Annotated in this window: 19 protein-coding genes, 1 tRNA gene and 1 riboswitch; of the genes, 6 read left to right on the top strand and 14 right to left on the bottom strand. The window is 67.8% G+C overall.

Annotation, left to right across the window (positions count from 1 at the left end):
- Window positions 1-13: 13 nt before the first annotated feature.
- Window positions 14-889, bottom strand: coding sequence for a glucose-1-phosphate thymidylyltransferase RfbA (gene rfbA, locus GGR25_RS02140; RefSeq protein ID WP_183397075.1), 876 nt, complete (start codon window positions 887-889; stop codon window positions 14-16).
- 207 nt (window positions 890-1,096) lie between these two features.
- Between rfbA and cbiB the strand changes: the two genes are divergently transcribed.
- Window positions 1,097-2,089, top strand: coding sequence for an adenosylcobinamide-phosphate synthase CbiB (cbiB, locus tag GGR25_RS02135; RefSeq protein WP_183397074.1), 993 nt, complete (start codon window positions 1,097-1,099; stop codon window positions 2,087-2,089).
- On the opposite strand, the gene GGR25_RS02130 is transcribed toward cbiB, so the two are convergent.
- The 8 genes from GGR25_RS02130 to GGR25_RS02095 all read right to left on the bottom strand — a co-directional run bounded on the left by GGR25_RS02130 (window position 2,067) and on the right by GGR25_RS02095 (window position 11,283).
- The gene (locus tag GGR25_RS02130; protein WP_183397073.1) at window positions 2,067-3,524 is read right to left on the bottom strand and encodes a cobyric acid synthase; all 1,458 of its coding nucleotides are present in this window, start codon (window positions 3,522-3,524) and stop codon (window positions 2,067-2,069) included. The two genes, cbiB and GGR25_RS02130, sit on opposite strands and share 23 nt — an antisense overlap.
- 7 nt (window positions 3,525-3,531) lie before the next feature.
- On the bottom strand, window positions 3,532-4,155 hold the full coding sequence (cobO, locus tag GGR25_RS02125; RefSeq protein ID WP_183397072.1) for a cob(I)yrinic acid a,c-diamide adenosyltransferase: 624 nt from the start codon (window positions 4,153-4,155) through the stop codon (window positions 3,532-3,534).
- Window positions 4,152-8,237: a cobaltochelatase subunit CobN gene (gene cobN, locus GGR25_RS02120; RefSeq protein ID WP_183397071.1), complete on the bottom strand. Its 4,086-nt coding sequence runs from the start codon at window positions 8,235-8,237 to the stop codon at window positions 4,152-4,154. Before cobN ends, cobO begins: the two co-directional genes overlap by 4 nt.
- Before the next feature lie 4 nt (window positions 8,238-8,241).
- On the bottom strand, window positions 8,242-9,258 hold the full coding sequence (gene cobW / locus GGR25_RS02115; protein ID WP_183397070.1) for a cobalamin biosynthesis protein CobW: 1,017 nt from the start codon (window positions 9,256-9,258) through the stop codon (window positions 8,242-8,244).
- Entirely contained in the window at window positions 9,255-9,812 is a 558-nt protein-coding gene (gene cobU, locus GGR25_RS02110) for a bifunctional adenosylcobinamide kinase/adenosylcobinamide-phosphate guanylyltransferase (RefSeq protein ID WP_183397069.1), read from the bottom strand. The genes cobW and cobU overlap by 4 nt, the downstream gene beginning before the upstream one ends.
- Window positions 9,805-10,524, bottom strand: a complete 720-nt coding sequence (locus GGR25_RS02105; RefSeq protein WP_183397068.1) for a CbtA family protein — start codon at window positions 10,522-10,524, stop codon at window positions 9,805-9,807. Before GGR25_RS02105 ends, cobU begins: the two co-directional genes overlap by 8 nt.
- 15 nt (window positions 10,525-10,539) lie before the next feature.
- Entirely contained in the window at window positions 10,540-10,731 is a 192-nt protein-coding gene (locus tag GGR25_RS02100) for a CbtB domain-containing protein (RefSeq protein WP_183397067.1), read from the bottom strand.
- A 30-nt stretch (window positions 10,732-10,761) separates the two neighbouring features.
- Window positions 10,762-10,983, bottom strand: a riboswitch (cobalamin riboswitch).
- A 42-nt stretch (window positions 10,984-11,025) separates the two neighbouring features.
- The gene (locus GGR25_RS02095) at window positions 11,026-11,283 is read right to left on the bottom strand and encodes a hypothetical protein (protein WP_183397066.1); all 258 of its coding nucleotides are present in this window, start codon (window positions 11,281-11,283) and stop codon (window positions 11,026-11,028) included.
- Window positions 11,284-11,459: 176 nt separating this feature from the next.
- Between GGR25_RS02095 and GGR25_RS02090 the strand changes: the two genes are divergently transcribed.
- The 4 genes from GGR25_RS02090 (at window position 11,460) to GGR25_RS02075 (ending at window position 15,928) form a co-directional block, all read left to right on the top strand.
- A complete protein-coding gene (locus GGR25_RS02090; RefSeq protein WP_183397065.1) occupies window positions 11,460-12,548 on the top strand; it encodes a lactonase family protein in 1,089 nt (362 codons plus the stop codon).
- Window positions 12,545-13,606 carry a LacI family DNA-binding transcriptional regulator gene (locus GGR25_RS02085; RefSeq protein WP_343067939.1) on the top strand — a complete coding sequence of 354 codons (1,062 nt, stop codon included), beginning with the start codon at window positions 12,545-12,547 and terminating at the stop codon, window positions 13,604-13,606. The genes GGR25_RS02090 and GGR25_RS02085 overlap by 4 nt, the downstream gene beginning before the upstream one ends.
- A gap of 352 nt (window positions 13,607-13,958) precedes the next feature.
- Window positions 13,959-15,152, top strand: coding sequence for a CaiB/BaiF CoA transferase family protein (locus GGR25_RS02080; RefSeq protein ID WP_183397064.1), 1,194 nt, complete (start codon window positions 13,959-13,961; stop codon window positions 15,150-15,152).
- A gap of 5 nt (window positions 15,153-15,157) precedes the next feature.
- A complete protein-coding gene (locus GGR25_RS02075) occupies window positions 15,158-15,928 on the top strand; it encodes an enoyl-CoA hydratase/isomerase family protein (RefSeq protein WP_183397063.1) in 771 nt (256 codons plus the stop codon).
- A 275-nt stretch (window positions 15,929-16,203) separates the two neighbouring features.
- Here GGR25_RS02075 and mfd read toward each other — a convergent pair whose 3' ends face one another.
- The 5 genes from mfd to GGR25_RS02050 form a co-directional block, all read right to left on the bottom strand.
- Entirely contained in the window at window positions 16,204-19,707 is a 3,504-nt protein-coding gene (gene mfd / locus GGR25_RS02070; protein ID WP_183397062.1) for a transcription-repair coupling factor, read from the bottom strand.
- A gap of 59 nt (window positions 19,708-19,766) precedes the next feature.
- On the bottom strand, window positions 19,767-20,069 hold the full coding sequence (locus tag GGR25_RS02065) for an FAD assembly factor SdhE (protein ID WP_183397061.1): 303 nt from the start codon (window positions 20,067-20,069) through the stop codon (window positions 19,767-19,769).
- 312 nt (window positions 20,070-20,381) lie between these two features.
- The gene (locus tag GGR25_RS02060; protein ID WP_183397060.1) at window positions 20,382-20,888 is read right to left on the bottom strand and encodes a hypothetical protein; all 507 of its coding nucleotides are present in this window, start codon (window positions 20,886-20,888) and stop codon (window positions 20,382-20,384) included.
- A gap of 627 nt (window positions 20,889-21,515) precedes the next feature.
- Window positions 21,516-21,591, bottom strand: a tRNA-Asn gene (locus GGR25_RS02055).
- Between the two features lie 151 nt (window positions 21,592-21,742).
- Entirely contained in the window at window positions 21,743-22,558 is an 816-nt protein-coding gene (locus tag GGR25_RS02050) for a methyltransferase domain-containing protein (RefSeq protein WP_183397059.1), read from the bottom strand.
- A gap of 162 nt (window positions 22,559-22,720) precedes the next feature.
- Here GGR25_RS02050 and GGR25_RS02045 point away from each other — a divergent pair, with 162 nt between their 5' ends.
- A complete protein-coding gene (locus GGR25_RS02045; protein WP_183397058.1) occupies window positions 22,721-23,911 on the top strand; it encodes a hypothetical protein in 1,191 nt (396 codons plus the stop codon).
- Window positions 23,912-23,924 lie beyond the last annotated feature (13 nt).

Here is a 23,924-nt window from a genome sequence, read left to right as displayed (position 1 = left end):
GTCGACGGTCGCTTTAACGGACGCCGTCGGCGACCAGGCGGCGCAGATACTGGCCGTAGCTGCTCTTTCCGAGCAATACGGCGCGCTGCTCCAGCTGGGCATCGTCGATGAAGCCGAGCCGCCACGCGACCTCCTCGGGACAGGCGATCTTGAAGCCCTGGCGCTTTTCCAGCGTGCGCACGAACTCCGCCGCCTCGATCAGGCTGTCCGGCGTGCCGGTATCGAGCCAGGCATAGCCGCGGCCCATCAGCTCGACGGAGAGTGCGCCCCGCTCCAGATAGGCCCGGTTGACGTCGGTGATTTCGAGCTCGCCTCGCGCCGACGGCTTGAGATCGGCGGCGATGTCGACGACCGCCTCGTCGTAGAAATAGAGCCCGGTCACCGCCCAGTTGGAGCGTGGCGCCTTGGGTTTTTCCTCGATCGACACCGCGTGCATCGAAGCATCGAACTCGACCACACCGTAACGCTCGGGATCCGTGACATGATAGGCGAAGACCGTCGCGCCCTCGGCACGGTTCGTCGCCGCCGCCAGCAGCTCGGGCAGGCCGTGGCCGTAGAAGATGTTGTCGCCGAGGACGAGACAGGAGCGCGAGCCGGCGACGAAATCGGCGCCGATGATGAAGGCCTGCGCGAGCCCGTCGGGGCTCGGCTGCACGCGATAGCTGATCGAAAGGCCCCAGGCGGAGCCATCACCGAGCAACCGCTGGAACGCCGGCAGGTCGAGCGGCGTCGAGATGATCAGGATATCGCGAATACCCGCCAGCATCAGCGTCGTCAGCGGATAGTAGATCATCGGCTTGTCGTAGATCGGCATCAGCTGCTTCGACGTGACCAGCGTCATCGGATGCAGCCGCGTGCCACTTCCCCCCGCGAGGATTATTCCCTTCATGTCTTTTCTTTTCTCTCTTTGCAAAGGACCGCAGGACCTCAGGTCGGCGATATGACCGCGATCGGCGCCGGTTGACAACTGGCGGACGTCGGCCGGGGGCGTCTTGGCCAGCCGCGCGCGAACGGCTAGTTCAGAAGCGTTGCGAAAAGCGCACGGAGACGCCATGCGTCGGGACCATCGACAGGCCGATATGGAGGCAGGCGGGCCATGACGCTTCTCTCCTTCGATATCCGGCTCTGGCTGCTGCTCGCAGCGCTGGCGGTCGATGCGGTGATCGGCGATCCCGATTGGCTTTGGCGTCGGCTCCCGCATCCGGTGACCTGGTTCGGCGCGCTCATCGGCAGGCTCGACCGCAGCTTGAACGCCGCCCCGCCCGAGGCTGGCCGGGAGCGCGCGCGGTGCTGGCTTGGCGCGCTCGCCCTGGTGCTCATCGTCCTGCTTGCGCTCGGTGCCGGCCGGCTTGTCGAGCGGCTGCTGCTCGCGACGCCGCTCGGCTACACGCTCGTCGTCCTCGTCGCGGCGGTCTTCCTCGCCGGGCGCAGCCTCTATGACCATGTCGACGAGGTTCGCCGCGCCTTCGCGGCGGGCGGATTGCGCGAGGCGCGGGTGGCCGTTTCCCGTATCGTCGGCCGGGATCCGGACAAGCTCGACGAGGCCGGCGTGGCGCGGGCCGCGATCGAATCGACGGCCGAGAACTTCTCCGACGGTCTGGTCGCGCCGGCGCTCTGGTTCGCCCTGCTCGGCCTGCCGGGCCTCTTCGCCTACAAGATGATCAACACGGCCGACTCGATGATCGGCCACAAATCGCCGCGCCATCTCGCCTTCGGCTGGGCCGCCGCGCGCCTCGACGACCTCGTCAACCTGCCGGCAAGCCGCCTCTCGGGATTCCTGATCGCCATGGCCGCGCCCTTCGTCGGCGGAACGATCAAGCGTTCCATGCTCGTGATGCTGGATGATGCCGGCAAGCACCGCTCGCCCAATGCCGGCTGGCCCGAGGCCGCCATGGCCGGCGCGCTCGACATCGCGCTCGCCGGGCCGCGCCGCTATGGCGAACTCGTGGTCGACGATCCGTTCCTGAACGATTCCGCCCGCCATGACGCATCCATGAGCGACCTTCGCCGGGCGCTCCGCGTGCTTCAGGTCGCGGGCATCCTCGGTGGGGTCCTCATCGTCATCATCAGCCTCTGGCGGCTATCCTGAGGATCGCTTCGATGTCGAGATGCGCCGCGAGATGGTCGGCAAGACCGTCGAGGGCCGCTTCGACCGCCGCTTCATAGGCGAAATCCGAAGCCTCGCCGCCGAGGCCTTCCAGAAACGGCCGACGGAACGCATCGGACGCAAAGACGCCGTGGACATAGGAGCCGCGGACCCGCCCATCGGGCGAGATCGCACCCTCCCCGCCCTCGGATCCGACGAGCCACGGACGCGCATGGTCCGGCCCGTCGCTGCGACCGAGATGGATTTCGTAGCCGGCGACGGCGAGGCCTGACGCCGCCTCCGTGCCGATGAAGGGTTGGGTGCGCTTGTCGGCCGAGAGGATCGTATCGACATCCAGCAGGCCGAGCCCGGGGACCCGACCGGCCACGCCTTCGATGGCGCCCGGATCCCCGATCGAGCGCCCCAGCATCTGATAGCCGCCACAGAGACCGACGATCGCTCCGCCGCGGCGGCGATGCGCGACGATGTCGATGTCCCAGCCCTGCTGCCGCAGGAAGGCGAGATCGGCGATGGTCGATTTGGAACCGGGCAGCAGGATGAGATCGCAGACGGGGATCGGCTCGCCTGCCGCCACCAGCACCATCTCGACGCCCGGCTCTTGGCGGAGCGGATCGAGGTCGTCGAAATTGGCGATGCGCGGCAGCATCGGGACGGCGATACGAACCCCGCCTTGCCGTGCGGGACCGCTGGCGAGGCCGACCGTGTCCTCGGCGGGCAGGCGCGCGGCATCGGCGAAATGCGGCACGACGCCGAGCGGACGCCAGGACGTCGCCGATTGGATCAGCGGCAGCGCCTCATCAAACAGGCGAGGATCGCCGCGCATCTTATTGATAATGAAGCCTTTGATGCGGCGTCGATCCAGCTCGGCGAGCACGGTATGTGTGCCGACGAGGCTCGCGATGACGCCGCCGCGATCGATGTCGCCGATCAGGACGACGGGCAGATCGGCGGCCTCGGCGAAGCCCATATTGGCGATATCGCCGGCGCGCAAATTGACCTCGGCCGGACTGCCAGCGCCTTCCACGAGGATGATATCGGCGTCTTTCGAGATGATGGCGAAGCTTTCCAGCACGGCGGGAAGCAATTCGCGCTTGCGGGAGCCGTATTCGCGCGCGCGCATCGTCGCGAAACGTCGCCCCTGCACGATGACCTGGGATCCCGTTTCGCTCTCCGGCTTCAAGAGGACCGGATTCATGTGCACGCTCGGCGGCATATACGCCGCTCGGGCCTGCAATGCTTGCGCCCGGCCGATCTCGCCGCCATCGATGGTCACCGCCGCATTGTTCGACATGTTCTGCGGCTTGAACGGCGCGACTTTCAGTCCGCGCCGGTAAAGCAGCCGCGCCAGACCGGCGACGAGCGTCGACTTGCCGACATTCGACCCCGTTCCCTGGAACATGATGGCGGGCGTAGCCATGGTTTGACTAGAACTCGATGCCCTTCTGCGCTTTGACGCCCGAACGGAACGGATGCTTGATCATTTCCATTTCCGTGACGAGATCCGCGATCTCGATCAATTGATCGGGCGCATTGCGGCCTGTGATGATGACATGGAGATCATGCGGTTTTTCTTCCCTCAGGAAGGTGATGACCTCGTCGAGCGGAAGATAGTCATAGCGCAGCACGATATTGAGTTCGTCCAGCAAGACGATGTGATGATCTCCCTGCCGAATCAATGACTTGGCGGTCTCCCAGGCCTGCCGGGCGGCGGCCATGTCGCGTGCGCGGTCCTGAGTTTCCCAGGTGAAGCCCTCGCCGAGCCGGTTGATCGTGACGAGATCGCCGAAGCGCTCGAGCGCCAGTCTTTCACCCGTTTCCCACGAGCCTTTGACGAACTGAACGACAGCAACGGGAAAGCCATAGCCGAGCGAACGGAAGATCATCCCGAAGGCGGCCGTGGATTTCCCCTTTCCCTTGCCGGTATGGACAATCAGAAGCCCCTTCTCGACCGTCTTGGTCGCGAGGATCTTGTCGCGTGCCGCCTTGATCTTCTTCATTTTCTCGGCGTGGCGGGCGTTGATCTCGTCCTCGCTCGGCATATCCGTCATTCCATGTCCTTCCATGACTGCGGCCGGTTGCGGCTCAGTTCAGCCAGATGCTGGTGTACGCTGTTGCGGCGCGGCGACCACAGGTCGCGCTCGATCGCCTCGGCAAAACGCTCCGCCATCGTCGCCAGCGCGCCGCCATTGGCGAAACCGATGAAGGCGCGGACGCGCTCGTCGCCGAGATAGGCGTCATAGAGCGCATCGAAATGATGATCGCCGACGGCATGGGTGGTCGCGGCATAGCCGAACAGGAAGTCGACGGTCGATGCCATCTCGCTGGCGCCGCGATAGCCATGGCGCATGCAGCCGGCGATCCATTTCGGGTTGGTCGCCCGGCCGCGCACGACCCGCCCGATCTCCTCGGTGAGCGGACGGACGATGGGCGTCTCGGCGCGGGCATGGTCGCCGAAATAGAGTCGCGGCGCCGAACCACGGGCCTGCTCGACCGATGCGGCGAGGCCGCCCTGGAACTGCCAGTACTCGTCGCTGTCGAGAATGTCGTGCTCGCGATTGTCCTGGTTCTGGACGACGACGTCGATCGAGGCGAGGCGGGCGGACAGCGCCTCTTCCGCCGCGACGCCATCGACGCCGGCACCATAGCGATAGGCGCTGGCGGCCTGGAAGGCTGTGGCGAGTTCGCGCTTGTCGGACCAGATCGAATGATCGACCAGCGTCTGCAATCCGCTGCCATAGGCTCCAGGCGCCGCGCCGAAGATGCGGGCGGCGTGGAGATCGCGGCGGCGAGCGGCGGCGAGCGGATTGGCGCTCTCGTCTTCCTCGCGCTCGGCAATGGCGCGGATGGCGGAATCGATCAGGTCGATCTGCTCGGGAAAGGCGTCGCGGAAAAGGCCGGAGATCCGCAAGGTCACATCGACCCGTGGCCGCTTCAGCTCGGCGAGCGTCAGGACGCGGAAGCCGGTGACGCGGCCCGTTCCCGGCTCCCAGACGGGTTCGGCGCCGATCAGCGCCAGAACCTGCGCGATGTCGTCGCCACCAGTGCGCATGTTCGCCGTACCCCAGGCGGAGATGGCGACCGAGCGCGGCCATTCGCCCTCGTCCTGGAGATAGCGCATCACCAGCGCTTCCGCCGCGGCGCGCCCCAGCCGCCAAGCGGCCTCGGTCGGGATCGCGCGCGTATCGACGGCGTAGAAGTTCCGGCCCGTCGGCAGCACGTCGGCCCGCCCCCGCGACGGCGCGCCGGAGGGGCCCGGCGGTACGAAACGGCCATCCAGCGCGCCGAGCACGCCGGCGATCTCATCCGCGCCGGAACGATCGAGCGCTGGGGCGAGGTCGGTGGCGATCCAGTCAAGGATCGGCGCGGTGGCGGGGCCGGGCGGAGGCGGAAAGGCCTCATCACCTCTCCCGGAGGGAGAGGTCGACGGCCGAAGGCCGGCGGGTGAGGGGTTAGGGAATTCTCCGGTGAGGCCGTAACCCCTCACCCGGCCCTGCGGGCCGACCTCTCCCTCTGGGAGAGGTGAAGAGGCCGAGGTGTCTCCGTTCGGGACGGCTCCCCCCTCCCCGATCCTCCCCCACGGGGGAGAAGGGAGAAGGGCTGACCCCACCCACTCCCGCGCCAGTGCCTCGATCCGCTCGACGGTGTCGCCCTGCGTCCGCCATGCCCCGTCGCCGAGCCCCGCCAGCGCTGCCGGCCGCTCCCCGTGCCAGTCCGCGCCGAGATCGGCGGCGAGCGGGTCGAAGCCGGTCAAGCCGAGATCGGAGGCGATCGCGCGGGTGAGCGATGCATCCTCCGCCCGTCCGCCCGTGCGCGGAATGCGGGCGATGGCGAGCAGCGTGTCGATCCGCGCCGCGCCTTGCGGGCTGACGCCGAAGAGGTGCAGCCCGTCGCGGATCTGCAACTCCTTGATGTCGCAGAGATGCGCGTCGATTGCGCGGAGCGCCCGGTCGGGATCGTCGCTGCCGATGGCGAGGTCGCGGTCGATGCCGTAGCGCGCCGCCAGCGCCAGGATCTCGCCCTCGATATGGTCGCGCCGCTTGGGATCGACGCCGGCGGCGAGATGATATTCGTCGATCAGCGTCTCGATCTCGGCGAAGGCGTCCTGTGGCCCGGCACGGGTCAGCGCGGGCATCAGGTGGTCGATGATCACGGCCGCCGCGCGGCGCTTCGCCTGTGCGCCCTCGCCGGGATCATTGACGATGAAGGGATAGACGAGCGGCGTCGGGCCGAGCGCCACTTCCGGCCAGCATTCGGCGGAAAGGCCGAGTGCCTTGCCCGGCAGCCATTCGAGATTGCCATGCTTGCCGACCTGAACCACGGCATCGGCGCGGAACGATTGCCGCAGCCAGGCATGGAAGGCGAGATAATGATGCGGCGGCACGAGGTCCGCGTCGTGATAGGTCGCTTTCGGGTCGATCGCATAGCCCCGCCCCGGCTGGATGCCGACGACGACATGACCGAAACGATGGATTGGCAGGCGGAAGGCGCCGTCGACGCAGTGCGGATCGTCCTCCGGCGCGCCCCAGCGTTCCGCCAGCGCGGCGCGAATGGCGGGCGGCAGGGCGTCGTAAAAGGCGCGGTAGGCGGCGAGGGAGAGTGTTGTTTCGCCTCCCCCATCCTCTGCCGTCATCCCGGGCTCGACCCGGGATCCATTCAGCTGAGGCGCAGGGTGATAAACCGCCTCAGGCTGCATGGATCCCGGCTTTCGCCGGGATGACGCCGAATCGGATGCAACGGCTCCCGCCTCGGACGCTTCGGCTGCAGGCCCCCTCCCCAACCCTCCCCCGCTTCGCGGGAGAGGGGACGAGACCGCGGCATCCCCCCTCCCGAGCAGCACATCCATCAACGCCGCGCCGGTTTGCGGGAAGCCCGGCAGATGATAGCCGGCCGATGCCATGGCGGCGGCGATGCGCGTCGTGCTTTCCGGCGTGTCGAGCCCGACGCCATTGCCGATGCGGGCGTCGTGGCCTGGATAGTTGGAGAGGATCAGCGCGATCCGGCGCTCCGGTGCCGGTTTGCGGCCGAGCCGGGCCCAGTTGGCGGCGAGCGCGGCCACGAAGGCGATGCGGTCCTCGTCGGCGCGATAGGCGATGATCCGGCTGTCCGTCGCGCCGTCGCGGGCGAGTTCTTCCTTGAACGAGACGGCACGGCTCAGGATGCGGCCATCCACCTCGGGCAGGGCCACATTCATGATCAGGTCGCGCGGCGGCAGGCCGCGTTTCGATTCCTGCCATGCGGCGCGGCTGGTGCCCGCGAAGACGATCTGCAACACCGGGCGGCCCGGCGCGTCGAGCACGGTCGGCTCGTGCTTCCGGCCGGGCTTCGAGAGCGCAAAGGCGGTGCCGTTGAGCACCACGGCGGGCGGCGCCGCGGCGAGGAAAGCGGCGAGCCCATCCGCCACCTCGCCCTTCTTCAGGCTGGTGACGAAGATGCCGACGGCGCCGAACCCCTCGCGGTCGAGCGCAGCGGCCATCGTATCGACCGGCCCGGTCGAGCCGCCCTCGATGAGCGCGCGATAGAAGACGATCGGTGCGTAGGGACGGTCACGAACCGCGGCAAGCGCCGCATCGCGATCGATCACGCCGCGACCCGGCAGCCAGAATCCGATTTCGGGCAGCCGCTCGGGTTCGTCCGGCGCCGCGCCGGCGCCGACGAGATGACGGGCGAGGCCGAGGGCGCGGCCGATATTGTCCGGCCCCGCCTCGACGCAGCAGCGCCAGAAATGCCGCCCCGCGTCGGGATCGACGGTCGAATAGGGCGCGAGCGCCGGATCCCAGCGATCCTCGCCGGGCACGACCAGCAATTGCGGCCCGCCACCGCGCGCCAGCGCGCGGATCGCCTCGAGGCCATAGGGCCAATAGCCCGTGCCGCCCATCATGCGCAGGCAAACGAGCTTCGACTTCGCCAGCGTCTTCTCGATGTAGAGATCGACGGAATAGGGATGCTGCAGCCTGGTCCAGTTGGCGAGGCGAAGGCTCGGCCCCGCCCCCGCGCGCGCCTCGGCGGCGGCAAAGGCGGCGAGCTCGGAATCGGCCGCCGAGAGGATGACGATGTCGCCGGGCGATTGATCGAGATCGACGGCGGTGGCGCCGTCGTCGATCCGCTCCGTTTCGCCGGCAACGAGATGCATGGCCTCAGGCCCTGAAACGCGCTTCGATCGCGGCGCGGTCGATATGCTTCTCGCCGATCACGACCAACCGTCCGGCATCCGTGCCCGGCGCAAAATAGGTGTCGACGCGCGGCCCGACCGCCTGGACGACGGCCGGCACGGCCTTGCCGGCGACGCGGGCGCGGCCCTTGATGCGCAGGACGCCCGGCTCGCCCATGGCATTACGCACGGATGCGGCCAGCGCCTCGAGCGAGGCCGCCTCGGGAAGCTCGAGCACGAAGCTGACGAAATCGTCATGGTCGTGCTCCTCGCCTTCGAGATCGTGATGGCTCTTGCGGATATCGGCCTCGGTCTCGGCGGCTGCACCGACGCCGAGCACGATCTCGGTCGGCAGGCCCTCCGGCGTGCCGATGACGCTCTTCGCCGCCGCGCGGGCATCGCGGCGCACGATCGCCTCGACTTCGGCGAGCTGCTTCGCATCGATGAGATCGGCCTTCGACAGCACGATCAGATCGGCGCAGGAGAGCTGGTCCTCGAACAGTTCCTCGATCGGGTCCTCGTGGTCGAGCGAGGGATCGGCCGCGCGCTGGGCCGCCACCGCCGCCTCGTCATGCGCGAAGCGCCCCTCCGCGACCGCGGCCGCATCGACGACCGTCACGACGCCGTCGATGGTGGTGCGATGGCGCACGGTCGGCCAGGTGAAGGCGCGCACCAGCGGCTGCGGCAGAGCGAGGCCCGAGGTCTCGATCACGATATGATCCGGCGCTGGATCGCGCGCGAGCAGCATCTCGATCGTCGGCAGGAAATCATCGGCGACCGTGCAGCAGATGCAGCCATTGGTCAGCTCGACCACCGTATCCGGCTGGCATGCATCCTCGCCGCAATCGGACAGCAGCGAGCCGTCGAAGCCGAGATCGCCGAACTCGTTGACGATCAGCGCGATCCGCTTGCCATCGGCGCGGGCGATCAGATTGCGGATCAGCGTCGTCTTGCCGGCGCCGAGAAAGCCGGTGACGATGGTGGCGGGGATGCGGGCGGTCAAAGCGAATACTCCGGTTCGGTGCGCGGCTTGAGGCGCAAGGGCTGCCCGGCCGCGACGAAGAAGACGTTGCGGACCGCGCGCGCGATCCGCTGGTTGAGACGGCCCTGCTCGTCGGCGAAGCGCCGCGCGAGCGCGTTCATCGGCACGATGCCGGAGCCGACTTCGTTCGAAACGAGCACGACGGGCGTGGCCATGGCACCGAGCGCCGCGGCGAGCCGCTCGCCTTCGGCGACGGGGTCGCGGCCCGCTTCGAGCAGGTTGGAAAGCCAGAGCGTCAGGCAATCCACGAGGACCGCGCGTCCCTCCGCGCCGGCCAGCGCGCCGACGAGATCGAGCGGCTGCTCGCGGGTGGTCCATGAAGCGTCGCGGCGCGCGCGATGCTGCGCGATCCGCTCGCTCATTTCGCCGTCGCGCGCCTCGGCCGTCGCCACATAGAGCGTCGGCAGGCGGGCGGAGAGCACGAGTTGCTCGGCGAAGCGGCTCTTGCCGGAGCGCGCGCCGCCGAGCACGAGCGCTGTTCGCCCGCCGCTTCGGTCTGTGTCGCCGTCAGGCACGCCCGGACAGCCGATTGAACAGCCAGCCGGCGGAAAGGCCAGAGACCGACCAGAGCAGCGCGCTGACGACCAGCGAGGCCACGACGAACTCGGCGCCGAGTACGGCCGGATAGGCAGCCTCCAGCGTCGGCGGCTCCGGCGCGCCGATCACATGCGGCACGATGGCGAGGAGGAGGCCGAGCGCCTTGCTCCACCAGGGCTTGGCGAGCAGCACCAGCGCGAGGCCCGCGGCCGAAGCTCCGACCGTGCCGAGCCACCACATCTGGCGGCTGCCGATCTCCGCCGCGGCCGTGCCCGGCAGCTCCGGCGACAGCCCGAGCGAGGGCAGCAGCGAGGCAGCAAAAAAGCCTGCGACGCCCCAGAGGAGCCCCGTCTTCGCGTCGATGCGTCCACCGCGCAGCGTCATCGCGCCGAGGAGGACGGCCGAGACGGCGACACCCATCAGGAGATTGGCGATGAGTGTATAGGCGGAGCGCTCGAAGCCGTCGGCCGGCTCCCAGGCACCTTCCTCATGATGATGCTCGGCCTCGGCGGGCGCGCTCGCATCGGCATGCTCATGCGTGGCGGCCGGCGCCGGCGCGGCATCGGCGGCCTTCTCATAGACCTCGCCCGCCAGGATCAGCGGCTCGGTGGTGACGAACTGGACGGCCGTCAGGAGCGCGCCCGCGAGGAGGCCCGCGCCGAAGGCGCTGACGATGATGGATTTCAGCATGATGACCCCGGCGTTCTAGTGGCAGGGCAGCCCGAAGGCGTGCCGGGTATCGTGCGTCGCATTGTGGATGAAGCTCGGCGCCGCGAATCCGGTGCCGATATAGAGCACCAGCCCGAGGATGATGGCCGCGAGCCCGGCCGCGACGCGGCTCGGGGATCGGGCGATCGATCCGGATGCGGGAAGGGCAGCAGAACGGAACTCAGTCATGTCGTCTCCTTTGCCGTCCCACCGACGGCAGTCCAAAGCGAGGCGCAGGCTGGTCTCCTGGCTTGCGGGTCACCGCTCCCTCGTCGCCTTCCCGGTTGCCCAGTGGCCCGATACGAGGTCGCTCGCCGTCTACAGTTGCGGGGGCAGCTCCGGCCTTGGCGCCTCCCTTTCGGGGAGACCTCCGCACCGGATTCCCATTTCATCCCCCGCCCCTTCGATCTGAACGGGGGAACCAACGCCGTAAGCGACGCTAGAGTGTTCGCAAGGAGGGCGCAAGGGCAGAACGGCCACGGTTCAACCCGGCTTCGTCACAGCCTTGCCGCGCAGCCGCGCCCATTTGCGCGACAGCTTCACCTGCCATTGGCGGCGGATGCGGCGGATCCGCGGAAAATCATGCGAAAGAACGATGAAGCCGAGGGGGAGCATCCAGATGCCGAGCACCGGCAGGAAGGAGAACACGCCGCCGGCAATGAAGGCTCCGCCGATCCCGATCCGCAGCAGGCGACTTTCGGGCAGTCGAACGCTTCTCTTGCCGAAACGGATGGAGGGCATCGCGCGTGGTGTCTCCGTGCACTCTCCTTATATGGTGGTAACGGATCGCGTTGCGACGTGGCAAGCGGAACGTCCGCGACGCTAAGGCTCCCGAGCGAACGACCCTGCGGGACGCTTCTTTTCGCCCTGGGGCTCTGATAGCGTTAACGTCAGAAAAGCTCCTAGGGAACGCCAACTTGCCGTCGCCGCTCACCCTCTTCATCGGCTCGCTCAATCGCGAGGCGCCCTATTTCCAAGGTGCGCGCGGCACCGGCCTTTCGGTCTATCGCTTCGTCGAGGACGCCGGCACATTCGCACCGCTCGCCGAGAGCACCGACATCGACAACCCAACCTTCCTGTCGTTCGACGCGGCGGGGCGGACGCTCTACGCCACCTCGGAGGTCGCCTCCTGGCGCGAGGGCACCGTCTCCGCCTATCGCATCGATCCGGCAAGCGGCGCCCTCACCTATCTCAACAAGCAGACGACGCTCGGCAGCATTGCCGCCTATAGCCATGTCAGCCCCGATGGACGGCATCTGCTCGTCGCCGATTATTCCATGGGCGAAGGCGGTCCGGACCAGTCGCTCGCCGTCTTCCCGATCCGCGCCGATGGCAGCCTGGCGCCGGCGGTCTCCTCGCTCCGCTTCGTCGGAACGGGCCCCGATCCCGAGCGGCAGGAGCGCAGCCACGCGCATTGCATCGTCCCCGCCCCGGATGGACGCCACTGGATCGCCGCCGATCTCGGCACGGACACGATCACCCTGCTCGCGCTCGGCGAGGACGGGACGCTGACGGAGCGCGCCCGCCTCGCCATGCCGCCGGGCTCCGGGCCGCGCCATGTCGCGTTCCATCCCGATGGCCGCTCCTTCTTTGTCAGCAACGAACTCACCTCCACCACGGCCTCGGTCGGGATCGAGGGCAATGAACTGCGTCTCCTCTCGCTCGTTCCGGCGATCCCGGAGGGTGTGCAAAGCCACGCCGCCGACATCCACGTCGCGCCCGATGGCGCCTTCGTCTATGCGTCCAATCGCGGCCATGATTCGATCAGCGTCTTCGCCGTCGATGCCGCGAGCCGTGCCCTCACCTTGATCGAGCAGGTGCCGACCGGCGGCGCGACGCCGCGCAATTTCGCGCTGACCCCGAGCGGCAACAGCCTGCTCGTCGCCAACCAGAACGGCGACTCGATCGTCCTCTTCCGCCGCGATCCAACCACCGGCCGGCTGACGCGGACCGACAGCCGCCTCGCCATCGGCACGCCGATGTGCGTGCGGCTCGTCGCGCCGTGAGCGAGACCAAGGCCCCGCGGCGCAAGGCGCGGGCGCGGCGCGCCGGCGTCACCATGGCGGACGTCGCAGCCGAGGCCGGCGTCTCGATGCAGACCGTTTCGCGCGCGCTGCGCGAGCCGCGCACCGTGGCGCCCGAAACGCTGGAGCTCATCACCGCCGCGATCCGCAAGACGCATTATGTCCACAATCTCGCGGCCAGCGTCCTCGCCTCCTCGCGCAGCATGACCGTGGCGGCGATCATCCCGACGCTCTCAACCTCGGTCTTCGCCGAGACGATCCAGTCGCTTTCCGACGTCGTCGTTGCCAAGGGGTACCAGCTCTTCGTCGGCAATACCGATTATCGGCTGGACCGCGAGGAGGACCTGATCCGCTCGCTGCTCGGCCGCCGCCCGGACGGGCTCTTCATCGTCGGAACGCGGCATACGCGCGGCGCCGTCTCGCTCATGAAACGGGCCGGCATCCCGGTCGTCGAGGGCTGGGACCTCTCCCGCCGCCCGATCGACCGGCAGATCGGCTTCTCCAATACCGATGCGATGGATGCGATCGTGCGCCACCTCGCCGAGACGGGCCGCCGCCGCCTCGTCTTCGCCGGCGTGCTGCGGGCCGGCGACAGCCGCGCGCGCATGCGCCGTGACGGCTTCGTTGCGGCGTCCGAGCGGATCTGGCCGGACGAGACGCCGCGTCTCGTCGATTGCAGCGACCTCGCCTTGACGATGGAGGACGGCGGCGCGGTGCTGGAGCGCGTCGAGAGGGAGCATCCCGACGCCGACGCGATCGTGCTGTCGAGCGACATCACCGCCGCCGGCGTGCTGCTCGCCGCCATGCGCCGCGGCATCGCGGTTCCCGGCCGCTTCGCCATCACCGGCTTCGGCGATTTCGAGTTCGCCCGGCACATCATCCCCTCGCTCACGACCATCGCCGTGCCGACGCGCCGCATCGGCGCCGAGGCCGGCCGCCTGCTGCTCGACCTCATGTCCGACGCCGCCGGCACGCGGCGCGAGGACGGTCCGAAGACCATCGATGTCGGCTTCGAACTGATCGTCCGGGAGAGCGGCTGAGCCTCGATTCGCCGGCGTCGCCCCGTTCTCCGGCGTCATCCCGGACTTGATCCGGGATCCATGCAGCCGAGGCACATGACGACGAGACGCCTCAGGCTGAATGGATCCCGGCTTCCGCCGGGATGACGGCATCTGGACGGGCCTGGGAGCCGACCCTCTGGGCTGCGGGAGCTTCTCCGCGCTCCGGGTCGAGGCGTCGGGCTTACCTGGCCGCCCGCCTCCCCTCTTCACATCCCCTCTTCTGCCACAGCCTTCCCCGAGACAATTCGCTTGGCGCGAATTATGTTAGCGCTCACGCATGATTCCTGATAGCGCTTCCATCGGGTGTAAGCACAATGCAAGGTTGGCCGAAATGGGCATTCTGAGTGGGTACCGCGTCCTCGACTGTTCGATCGCGATGGCAGGGCCGTTCGCGGCGCAGCGCCTCGGCGATCTCGGCGCGGATGTGGTCAAGGTGGAGCCGCTGACGGGCGAGTGGCAGCGGCATGTCGCGGCCGGCGGCGCGCGCGGCAACAAGGTCAACGTCTCGTTCCTGTCCTTGAACCGCAACAAGCGCTCGCTCGCCGTCGATCTGAAGAACCCGGAGGGCAAGGCCGTCCTGATGGAGCTGGTGAAGACGGCCGACGTCTTCTTGCAGAACTATCGCCCCGGCGTCGCCAAGCGCCTCGGCGTCGATTATGAGAGCCTCTCCAAGATCAACCCGAAGCTCGTCTACGTCTCGATTTCGGGCTATGGCGAGGACGGGCCCTATCGCGACCGCCCCGGCCAGGATCTCGTGCTGCAGGGCATGTCGGGCGCGATGCTCTCGGCCGGACGCGCCGGCGAGCCGCCGAATGCCGCGGGCCAGTATCTCGTCGATGCGATCACCGCCTACACCGCCTTCGAGGGCGCGCTGGCCGCGCTGCTGCACCGCGAGCGCACCGGCGAGGGCCAGCTCGTGCAGGTCAACATGCTGGACGCGATCACCACGATCCAGATGCAGGAGCTCTCCGTCTTCACGGTCGCCGGCAAGCCGCAGGTCCGCTCCGCCGAGCCGCACGCCCATGTCTATATCCGCGCGCCCTATGGCGCCTTCGCGACCTCGGACGGCTTCATCATCGTCTCGTTCCCGAAGCTCGCGACGCTCGGCGAGGTGATCGGCGAGCCGTCCTTCCTGACCATGGACGACGAGGTCGACACCTGGACCAAGCGCGACGAGATCTTCGCCAAGACGCGCGACCGGCTGAAGACCAAGACCTCGGCCGAATGGCTCGAGCTGCTGCGCGCCGCCGACATCTGGTGCGGGCCCGTCTATGGCTATGCCGACCTCGTCGAGGACGAGCAGATCAAGCACAACGGCACCTTCGTCGAATATGACCATCCGACGGAAGGCCATGTGAAGACGCCGGGCTTCGCGATCAAGTTCTCCAAGACGCCGTCGGTCGTCGAGCGCGGCGCGCCCGTGGCCGGCCAGGACACCCGCGCCGTGCTGGAAGAGGCAGGCTATGACGACGGGACCATCGACAAGCTGATCGCCGACGGCGCGGTCGCGCAGGCGAAGGACTGAGCGTCATGACCGAGGATATCCGCTTCGAGGTCGATGGCGCCGTCGCCACCATCACGCTCAACCGCCCGCAAAAGCTGAACGCCGTCACGCCCGAAATGGCGAAGGCGATCGTGGCGGCCGTCGAGGAATGCAATGACAGCGACACGATCCGCGTCGTGATCGTCACCGGCGCGGGCGAGCGCTCGTTCTGCGCGGGCTCCGACATCAAGGAACTCGACACCTACGAGACACCCTGGCAGTTCCGCAATCGCTCGGATTATTGCGACGCGATCCGCAAGCTGCTGAAGCCGACCATCGCGGCGGTCAACGGCTATGCCTTCGGCGGCGGGCTCGAGACGGCGATGAGCTGCGATATCCGCATCGCCTCGGACAATGCGCAGTTCGCGGCGCCGGAGATCAAGCTCGGCTGGATCGGCGGCGGCGGCATGGCGGCCTTCCTGAGCCATTCGATCGGCGCGTCCAATGCGGCGCTGATGCTCATGACCGGCGACCCGATCCCCGCCGAAAAGGCGCTCGCCTGGGGCCTCGTCTCCGACGTCGTGCCGCAGGCCGAACTTCTCGCTCGCGCCCGCACGATCGCCGATGCCATCGCCAGCCGCGCGCCGATCGCCGCCGAGACGGCGAAGCTCAACCTCCAGGCCGCCCATTCGATGCCGCTCGACAAGGCGATCGAATATGAGCGCGACCTGCAGACGATCTGCTTCGCAACCGAAGACGCCAGGGAAGGCCGCGCCGCCTTCAAGGAGAAGCGGGCGCCGGTGTTCAAGCGGCGCTGAGGGCATCGGATAGCGGCACCGGGGTCTCGAACTCCGTCAGCCGCCACCCGACTCTGTCATCGCCGGGCTCGACCCGGCAATCCAGGCCTCCCCGGGCAGTGGCGGCAAGGCTGGATTGCCGGGTCGAGCCCGGCAATGACACGCGGCGGTGGCGGAGCTGATCGCGACGATCGGCGGCAAAGAACGCTTCGGCTTCCGCCGAAGCGAGCCCCTCCCCGAAGCCGCTCCGCGCCTTCGGCCCTCCCTCAAGGGGAGGGCTCAAGAAGGTGTGCGCCTCACGCCGCTTTCTTGTTTGCCTCGTCCGCCAGCCGCGCGAGCTGGGTCATCACCACGGCGGTGCCCTTGAGGCGCTTTTCCGGGTCTTCCCAGTCGCGGATCAGCACGATCTTCTGGTCCGGACGCACCTTTGCGAGGCTCCCCTGCTCGCCGATATAGCGGATGAGGCCGGCCGGGTTCGCGAAGGTGGAATTGCGGAACGCGATGACCATGCCCTTCGGGCCGGCGTCGACCTTCTCGACATTGGCCTTGCGGCAGAGCGCCTTGATGTAGACGATCTTCAGGAGGTGCTCGACCTCGGACGGCAGCGGTCCGAAGCGGTCGATCAGTTCCGCGCCGAAGGAATCGATCTGGCCCGGGTCCTCGAGATCGCCGAGGCGGCGATAGAGGCCGAGGCGCAGCTGCAGATCCGGCACATAGGTCTCGGGCAGCATGATCGGCGTGCCGACGGTGATCTGCGGCGACCAGCGGCCATCATCGGCCTCCTCATCGTCCCCGCCCTGGCGAAGCTGCGCGACCGCCTCTTCCAGCATCTGCTGATAGAGCTCGTAGCCGACTTCCTTGATATGGCCGGACTGTTCCTCGCCGAGCAGATTGCCGGCGCCGCGGATATCGAGGTCGTGGCTCGCCAGCTGGAAGCCAGCGCCGAGCGTATCCAGCGATTGCAGCACCTTGAGGCGGCGTTCGGCCGTCCCCGTCAGGCGCTTGTCGGCCGGCACGGTGAACAGCGCATAGGCGCGCGTCTTGGAGCGGCCGACGCGGCCGCGCAGCTGGTAGAGCTGCGCCAGGCCGAACATGTCGGCGCGGTACACGATCAGCGTGTTGGCGGTCGGGATATCGAGGCCGGATTCGACGATCGTCGTCGACAGCAGCACGTCATAGGCGCCGTCATAGAAGGCGTTCATGATGTCGTCGAGCTCGGTCGGCGGCATCTGGCCATGCGCGATCGCGACCTTCACCTCCGGCACGAAGCTCTCCAGGAACTCCTTGCGCTCGGCGAGATCGGAGACGCGCGGGCAGACATAGAAGCTCTGGCCGCCGCGATAGCGCTCGCGCAGCAGCGCCTCGCGCACAGTGAGCGCGTCGAAGGGCGAGATGAAGGTGCGGACCGCCATGCGGTCGACCGGCGGCGTGGTGATCAGCGAGAGTTCGCGCACCCCGGTGAGCGCCAGTTGCAGCGTGCGCGGGATCGGCGTCGCCGAGAGCGTCAGCACATGCACGTCGGCGCGCAGCTCCTTGAGGCGCTCCTTGTGCTTGACGCCGAAATGCTGCTCCTCGTCGATGATCAGGAGGCCGAGATCCTTGAACTCGATGCCCTTGCCGAGCAGGGCATGCGTGCCCACGACGATATCGACCTGCCCTTCCTTGAGGCCCTTCTTGGTCTCGGCCAGCTCCTTGGCGCTGACAAGGCGCGAGGCCTGTTCGACGCGGATCGGGAAGCCGGCGAAGCGGTTCGAGAAGGTCTTGAAATGCTGGCGCGAGAGCAGCGTCGTCGGCACCACGACCGCGACCTGCTTGCCGCTCATCACCGCAACGAAGGCGGCGCGGAGCGCCACCTCGGTCTTGCCGAAGCCGACATCACCGCAGATGAGCCGGTCCATTGGCGTGCCAGCGCCGAGATCGTGAATGACGGCCTCGATCGCCGAGAGCTGGTCCTCGGTTTCCTCATAGGGGAAGCGGGCCGCGAACTCGTCATAGAGCCCTTCCGGCGGCGCGATCGGCTCGGCATGGCGCATGGCGCGCGCGGCCGCGATCTTGATCAGTTGCCCCGCCATGTCGCGGATGCGCTTCTTGAGGCGGGATTTACGCGCCTGCCAGGCGACGCCGCCGAGCTTGTCGAGCGCGGCCTCGGTATCCTCCGAGCCATAGCGCGACAGGAGCTCGATATTCTCGACCGGGAGATAGAGCCGGTCACCGCCCGCATAGAGGATTTCGAGACAGTCGCGCGGCGCGCCGGCCGCGGTGATGGTCTTGAGGCCCGCGAAGCGGCCGATGCCGTGATCGACATGGACGACGAGATCGCCTTCCGAAAGCCCGGCGACCTCGCTGAGGAAGTCCGACGCCTTCTTGGAGCGCTTGCGCGGACGCACCAGGCGATCGCCCAGAATGTCCTGCTCGCCGATGACGGTGATATCGGGCGCATCGAAGCCGGCTTCGAGCCCCAGCACGGCGAGCGCGACGACGCCCTTGTCCAGCTTCTGCGCCTGCGGCCAGCTCGTGACCTGCTCGACGCGCTTCAGGCCGTGATCGGCCATCACCTGCGCCAGGCGGTCACGCGCGCCCTCGCTCCAGCTCGCAATGACCACGCGCTTCTTCTCGCGCAGCCCCGCCATGTGCTGGATCACGGCGTCGAAGACGTTGACATTGCCGGCCGTGCGCTCGGCGGCGAAGGTGCGGCCATGCCGCGCGCCGAGGTCGATCACCGCGGTGTCGTCCGGCTCGGCGAATGGCGTCAGGCGGATCAGCGTGGCGCTGCCCTCGCGCCGGCCCCATTCCTCGCGCGACAGGTAAAGCTGCTCGGGCGGCAGCGGGCGATAGGGCGGCCCGCCCTGCGGCTTGCCCATCGCCTCGCGGCGCGCGTCGTAGTGATCCTTGATATCGGCGAGCCGCTCGGCCAGCGCCTCCTCGACCAGATGATCGGTGACCACCGGCGCGTCGGGGAGATAATCGAACAGTGTGTCGAGGCCGTCGACGAAGAGCGGCAGCCAGTGCTCGACGCCGGTATAGCGGCGTCCCTCGCTGACCGACTGGTAGAGCAGGTCCTCGCGGTCCGATGCACCGAACAGCGCGACATAGCCCTTGCGGAACGAGGCAATCGAATCCGGCGAGAGGATCACCTCGCTCATCGGCACGAGATCGAGCCGCTTCTGCTGCGCCAGCGTGCGCTGGCTCTCGGCATCGAAGGTGCGGATCGAATCGACCGTATCGCCGAAGAAATCGACGCGCACCGGCTCGCTTTGCCCGGCCGCGAACAGATCGACGATGCCGCCGCGCACGGCATATTCGCCGGCCTCGCGCACGGTCGATGTGCGCAGGAAGCCATTGTCCTCGAGCCAACGGATGAGCGTTTCCATCGCCAGCTGGTTGCCGCTGGCGAGCGACAGGCTTTGCCGCGCGATCATCGTGCGCTTCGGCACGCGTTGGACGACGGCATTCACCGTGGTCAGGACGACCAGCGCCTGGCCCTGCTTCGGCTGATAGCGGGCGAGCGTCGCCAGCGCGGCCATGCGGCGCGAGACCACCGCGCTGTTGGGCGAGACGCGGTCATAGGGCATGCAATCCCAGGCCGGGAACGAGATCGTCGCCAGCGCTGGCGCGAAGAAGCGGATCGCCTGTTCGAGATCGGCCATGCGGTTGCCGTCGCGCGCGACGACGAGCACGGCGCCCCTGCCCTCGCGCGCGGCCAGAGCCGCGATATCCGCGACGACCTTGCCGTCATAGCCGTCGGGCACGCCGGAGAGCACGGTGGCGCGGCGGGAGAGGATGGTGTCGAAGCGGATCATCGGTGGGGGCGTTTCAACCAGAGGCACGGCTGGCGCAGGAGAGGCGCCGATGGACGGAACTAGCGGAGCGTCGCCCCGGTGAAGGCGGCGAGCTTGAGGAAAAGCGGCGTCGCCACCTCCTCCGGCACGGAAGCCTCGCCGGTCAGCCAGGCCAGGATGTCGCGATCGAGTTCGTCGAGCAGTGCCTCGAACGCATCCATCTCGTCATCGGTGAGGTTGGCGATTTCGGCATCCGCAAAGCGGCCGAGGATCAGGTCCGTCTCGCGCATGCCGCGATGCCAGGCTCTGAAATGGGTGCGCCGCCGGCGCACGTCCAGCCCCGCGCCGGGAGTTTCCGACCCCTTCGCAGACGATCCGTTCATGATCCGTTCGCTCTCCACACGACCTTCCGTCGCCGATGCAGCGGGAATGGACGCAGAAGGCCGCGCCGTCAACTGCAAAAGGGCGCGACGGGGCGGCTTTGCGCGTCGGGCATGGGCGCGAACGCGCGGATCGCCCGCCATGGCGCGGCGGGAGCGAACACGGACGGTTCGGGGGATTCAGCTGCGTGGGGTTGCCGCGCTCCGCTTTCGGGAGCGGAGCCGCGCCTTGCGCCGGAAGGTGCGTCGAGACTTCGAAAGCGCGGCGTCGCGACCTTGTCGGGGCGCGCCTCCTTTGTCGGGGTCTTCGATCGTCTATCGCGGGTGGTTCTGCGGCCAGCCGGCGAGATGGGCACGCTCGTGCCGGAGGATCGACGCGCGCCACTTGGCGGGGGTGCAGGCGGAGGCGGTTCCAGCGACGGGACGTGCGGCGATCACGACGCGTGCGGCCAGCGCATGAAACCCTTTCGAGTCCCGCAGTCCGGTCATGGTCGTGCAGCCGACGGCGTCGTGTTCGCCTGACCCCACGCATTCACGGGCTACCGCATCCGCCGAGACATAATGCGGGCCATCGAGCGGAAGCTTCGCGGGGCGGTCATAGCGCGCCGGCGGAATCTCGATGCCGCAGATGTCGCGCGGCACGTCAGGCATCGGCGCGAAGGGCAGTGCCAGGGCGGGCGCGGCGATGAAGCAGGCCACCGCCGCGATGGCCCAACGCAGAGCCGGGCGCGTTGTGCGCGAACCGACTGCGTCCTTTGAAGTGTCCAGGCCGATGCGAACGGCTCTTGCGGTCTCCGCATCTGTATTGATGCAGGTCGTCATTGTGTTTCCTCGTCACAAATCTAAATAGCCAATAAGCCCCCCGGCTTTTCATGATTGGACAGAACACTTCCGGCGTTCTCGGCTTTCGTAAAAGAAACGAGGCGTCGGATTACGGTACAAAATCGCAGCATTCTCCGATCGCAGCTTGCGGCCGCGTTGAACATGACAAGATCGGAGGCATTGCAATTGCGATCGAAGGCTGGCTTCTATCCACTTCCCGGCCTTCAGTCTTGAAGACGAAGAACCGCATTTCGACGCTACGTGCAAGAATCGATTAAAATGCAATGTTTAGGGCGTTAACGAGAGCTTTAACGCTTCCGTTACAATTTTAGCTTCGTTCGAGATATCAAGGTTTTGGTGCGGGAGCCCGGACGACCATCAATGTCGCCCTTTCAGGTCTCCGCCGGCGCCTTCCGGGCACAAACGCGGCCGAATGCGCGGGCCGATCGAAGAATCCTCGCAGCATGACGACCGTTTGCCGCCTGGGTAGGTGCCATGCGCTCGCCCTCGCCCGCGGCGTCAGTCTCGCGCCTGAATGCGCAGCGCGGAGAAGGCCAACCATCCGGGGGACGCCACCCCGAAAGTCCAAGGGCCCGGATCGTTTCCGATCCGGGCCCTTGAAGAAACTGGCTCCGCGAGTTGGACTCGAACCAACGACCCGGTGATTAACAGTCACCTGCTCTACCAACTGAGCTATCGCGGAACGGCGCGTTTGGTGCCGCGGCGCCCCTATAGCAAAGGCGGCATCGGCTTGCAAAGAGCAAATATCGGCGCCTGTGGATGTCTCGGCCATGGGCGGGCGGAAAGCCGCCGCGTCGCCCTTGCCGCGCCGCAGCTTGCAGCCGCAGCGATGCTCAGCCCGCTTTGCGGCCAGAGACGATCAGAGCGCTGATCGGCCCCTCGATCGGACCGTCGCCGAATCGCGCGGCAAACGCTGCCGCCACGCGTTCGGTGACGGCGGCGAGCGATCCCGGCGAGCGCGCCTCGACCTCCCCCCGAATCGGCGTTCCCTGGCAGTAGGCCGTGGCGGCGGCGAGCGCCGTATCGGCCCGGGACGTCCTGGCAACGGTATCGATCGCGATGTCCGCGAAGCCGCTGCCCGCGAGTTCCGCCTTGATGACGGCGGCGTCGTAATAGCCATGCGGCAGACGGCGCAGGAAATCGACCGGCGCGCCCGGGAAGATGTCGGCCAGCGCCGCCTCGACGGCGGCGGCGAAGGCGTTTCGCTCGATCATGTCCCAGACGGCGAAGAGATAGTGCCCGCCCGGCCGCAGGACACGCCGCGCCGCGCCATAGGCCGCGGCCCTGTCGGGCATCAGCATGACGCCGAACTGGCACACGGCGACATCGAAGCTGTCATCGGCAAAGGGCAGCGCCATCGCATCGGCCGCCTGCCAGCGAAACCGGCTGTCGGGCGCCTGGCGCGATTGCGCCACCTCGAGCATGGGCTCGCTGAGATCCGTGACCGTGACGCGCGTATCCGGACCGAGGCTCTTCGCCAGTTCGCGCGTGACCGCGCCCGTGCCGGCCGCGATCTCGACCACGTCGCGCGGCTTGAGCGCCGCGACGCGCGCGGCGACATCCTGCGCGTAGATTTCGAAGATCAGGGGAACCATCAGCCGATCATAGAGCTCGGGAACCCGGCCCTGGAACATCACGTCAGCAGGCATCGCAGTCACTCCTCCCAAGCGCCCCTCGATCCCGCCTGCATCCTATTCCTCCGGCCGAGCGCCCGACAGTCAATTCGCCCCTTCCGGGGACGCCGCCTTTCGCTATCATCGCGCCCTCAAACAGAAGACCGACGTCGAGCAACGACATCGAAAGCGGGGACAATGACGAGCGACGGACGCTATCGCGCCCTCTATGCCTATGCCTGGGACCTTGCCGAGGAGGAGCCTGACGCCTTTGTCGCCGATATGAAGCGCCTGTCGCTCGACACGCTTTCGATCGCGGCGAGCTATCACGCCGGCAAGTTCCTCCGCCCGCATGGACGCAGCGGACACGTCTATTTCCCCGAGGACGGCACGGTGCATTGCCACGTCACGCCGGAGCGCTATGGCCGCATCCGGCCGGCGGTGAGCGCCGTCGCGGCGGATGGCGATCCGTTCGGCGTCTTCGCCGCGCGCGACGACATCGCCGTCAACGCCTGGACCGTGCTGATGCACAACAGCCGGCTCGGCCAGTTGCATCCCGAGGCGGTGGTGCGCAACGCCTTCGGCGATCCGTATCTCTACAGCCTCTGCCCGGCTCATCCCGATGCACGCGCCTATGCCGTCGCACTCTCGGCCGATATCGCGGACCGCTATCCGATCCGTGGCCTCTCGCTCGAAACGCCAGGCTGGCTGCCCTATCAGCACGGCTATCATCACGAATTCGCGCTGGTCGGCGCCAATCCGTGGCTCGATTTCAACCTCGGCCTCTGCTTCTGCGACCATTGCCGCGCGGGCGCGACGGCCGCCGGCATCGATGCCGAAGGGCTGCGCCAGCGCGTCGGGGCGCGGGTGACGGCCTATCTCGCCGCGTCCTGCGATACGCCGCCCGCAATCGGCCGCGCCTGGTTGGAGGCCGATCTCGTGCAGGATGCCGAGCTCGGCGCCTTCCTGCGCTGGCGCTGCGATGTCGTGACCTCGCTCGTCGCCGAGATCCGGGCGGCAGTGCGGCCCGATGCGGAACTCTTCGTCATCCCCTCCGTCCAGCGCCCGAGCGCGGCCGCCTGGTATGAGGGCAGCGATCTCGTCGCGCTCGCCGCGGCGGCGTACGGGATCGAGCTCTGCCTCTATGAGCCGAGCGTGGCCGCGGTGATCGCTGATTTCGGCGAGGTACGCCGCCGGCTCGGCAATGAGGCGAAGCTGCGCGCGATCCTGCGGCCCGGCCCGCCGGATTTTGCCGATGAAGGCGGCTTCACCGCTGCGATCCACGGCCTCTCGGCGGCGGGGCTCAGCGATTTCGCCTTCTACAATTATGGCCATGTGCGCCGGTCCAATCTCGAATGGATCGGCCGGGCCTTTGCCAGTCTCGATTGATCGGAGCATCGAT

The organism is Kaistia hirudinis, assembly GCF_014196455.1.
GTDB classification, from domain to species: domain Bacteria; phylum Pseudomonadota; class Alphaproteobacteria; order Rhizobiales; family Kaistiaceae; genus Kaistia; species Kaistia hirudinis.
Note: the sequence above shows the minus strand (reverse complement) of the source record. Positions and strands in the feature narration are given on the sequence as shown.

What these genes read in the sequence shown, in the direction of transcription:
- rfbA (WP_183397075.1), bottom strand. Translation starts at nt 889, where the DNA reads ATGAAGGGAATAATCCTCGCGGGGGGAAGTGGCACGCGGCTGCATCCG.
- cbiB (WP_183397074.1), top strand. Translation starts at nt 1,097, where the DNA reads ATGACGCTTCTCTCCTTCGATATCCGGCTCTGGCTGCTGCTCGCAGCG.
- GGR25_RS02130 (WP_183397073.1), bottom strand. Translation starts at nt 3,524, where the DNA reads ATGGCTACGCCCGCCATCATGTTCCAGGGAACGGGGTCGAATGTCGGC.
- cobO (WP_183397072.1), bottom strand. Translation starts at nt 4,155, where the DNA reads ATGACGGATATGCCGAGCGAGGACGAGATCAACGCCCGCCACGCCGAG.
- cobN (WP_183397071.1), bottom strand. Translation starts at nt 8,237, where the DNA reads ATGCATCTCGTTGCCGGCGAAACGGAGCGGATCGACGACGGCGCCACC.
- GGR25_RS02105 (WP_183397068.1), bottom strand. Translation starts at nt 10,524, where the DNA reads ATGCTGAAATCCATCATCGTCAGCGCCTTCGGCGCGGGCCTCCTCGCG.
- GGR25_RS02100 (WP_183397067.1), bottom strand. Translation starts at nt 10,731, where the DNA reads ATGACTGAGTTCCGTTCTGCTGCCCTTCCCGCATCCGGATCGATCGCC.
- GGR25_RS02095 (WP_183397066.1), bottom strand. Translation starts at nt 11,283, where the DNA reads ATGCCCTCCATCCGTTTCGGCAAGAGAAGCGTTCGACTGCCCGAAAGT.
- GGR25_RS02080 (WP_183397064.1), top strand. Translation starts at nt 13,959, where the DNA reads ATGGGCATTCTGAGTGGGTACCGCGTCCTCGACTGTTCGATCGCGATG.
- GGR25_RS02075 (WP_183397063.1), top strand. Translation starts at nt 15,158, where the DNA reads ATGACCGAGGATATCCGCTTCGAGGTCGATGGCGCCGTCGCCACCATC.
- mfd (WP_183397062.1), bottom strand. Translation starts at nt 19,707, where the DNA reads ATGATCCGCTTCGACACCATCCTCTCCCGCCGCGCCACCGTGCTCTCC.
- GGR25_RS02065 (WP_183397061.1), bottom strand. Translation starts at nt 20,069, where the DNA reads ATGAACGGATCGTCTGCGAAGGGGTCGGAAACTCCCGGCGCGGGGCTG.
- GGR25_RS02060 (WP_183397060.1), bottom strand. Translation starts at nt 20,888, where the DNA reads ATGACGACCTGCATCAATACAGATGCGGAGACCGCAAGAGCCGTTCGC.
- GGR25_RS02050 (WP_183397059.1), bottom strand. Translation starts at nt 22,558, where the DNA reads ATGCCTGCTGACGTGATGTTCCAGGGCCGGGTTCCCGAGCTCTATGAT.
- GGR25_RS02045 (WP_183397058.1), top strand. Translation starts at nt 22,721, where the DNA reads ATGACGAGCGACGGACGCTATCGCGCCCTCTATGCCTATGCCTGGGAC.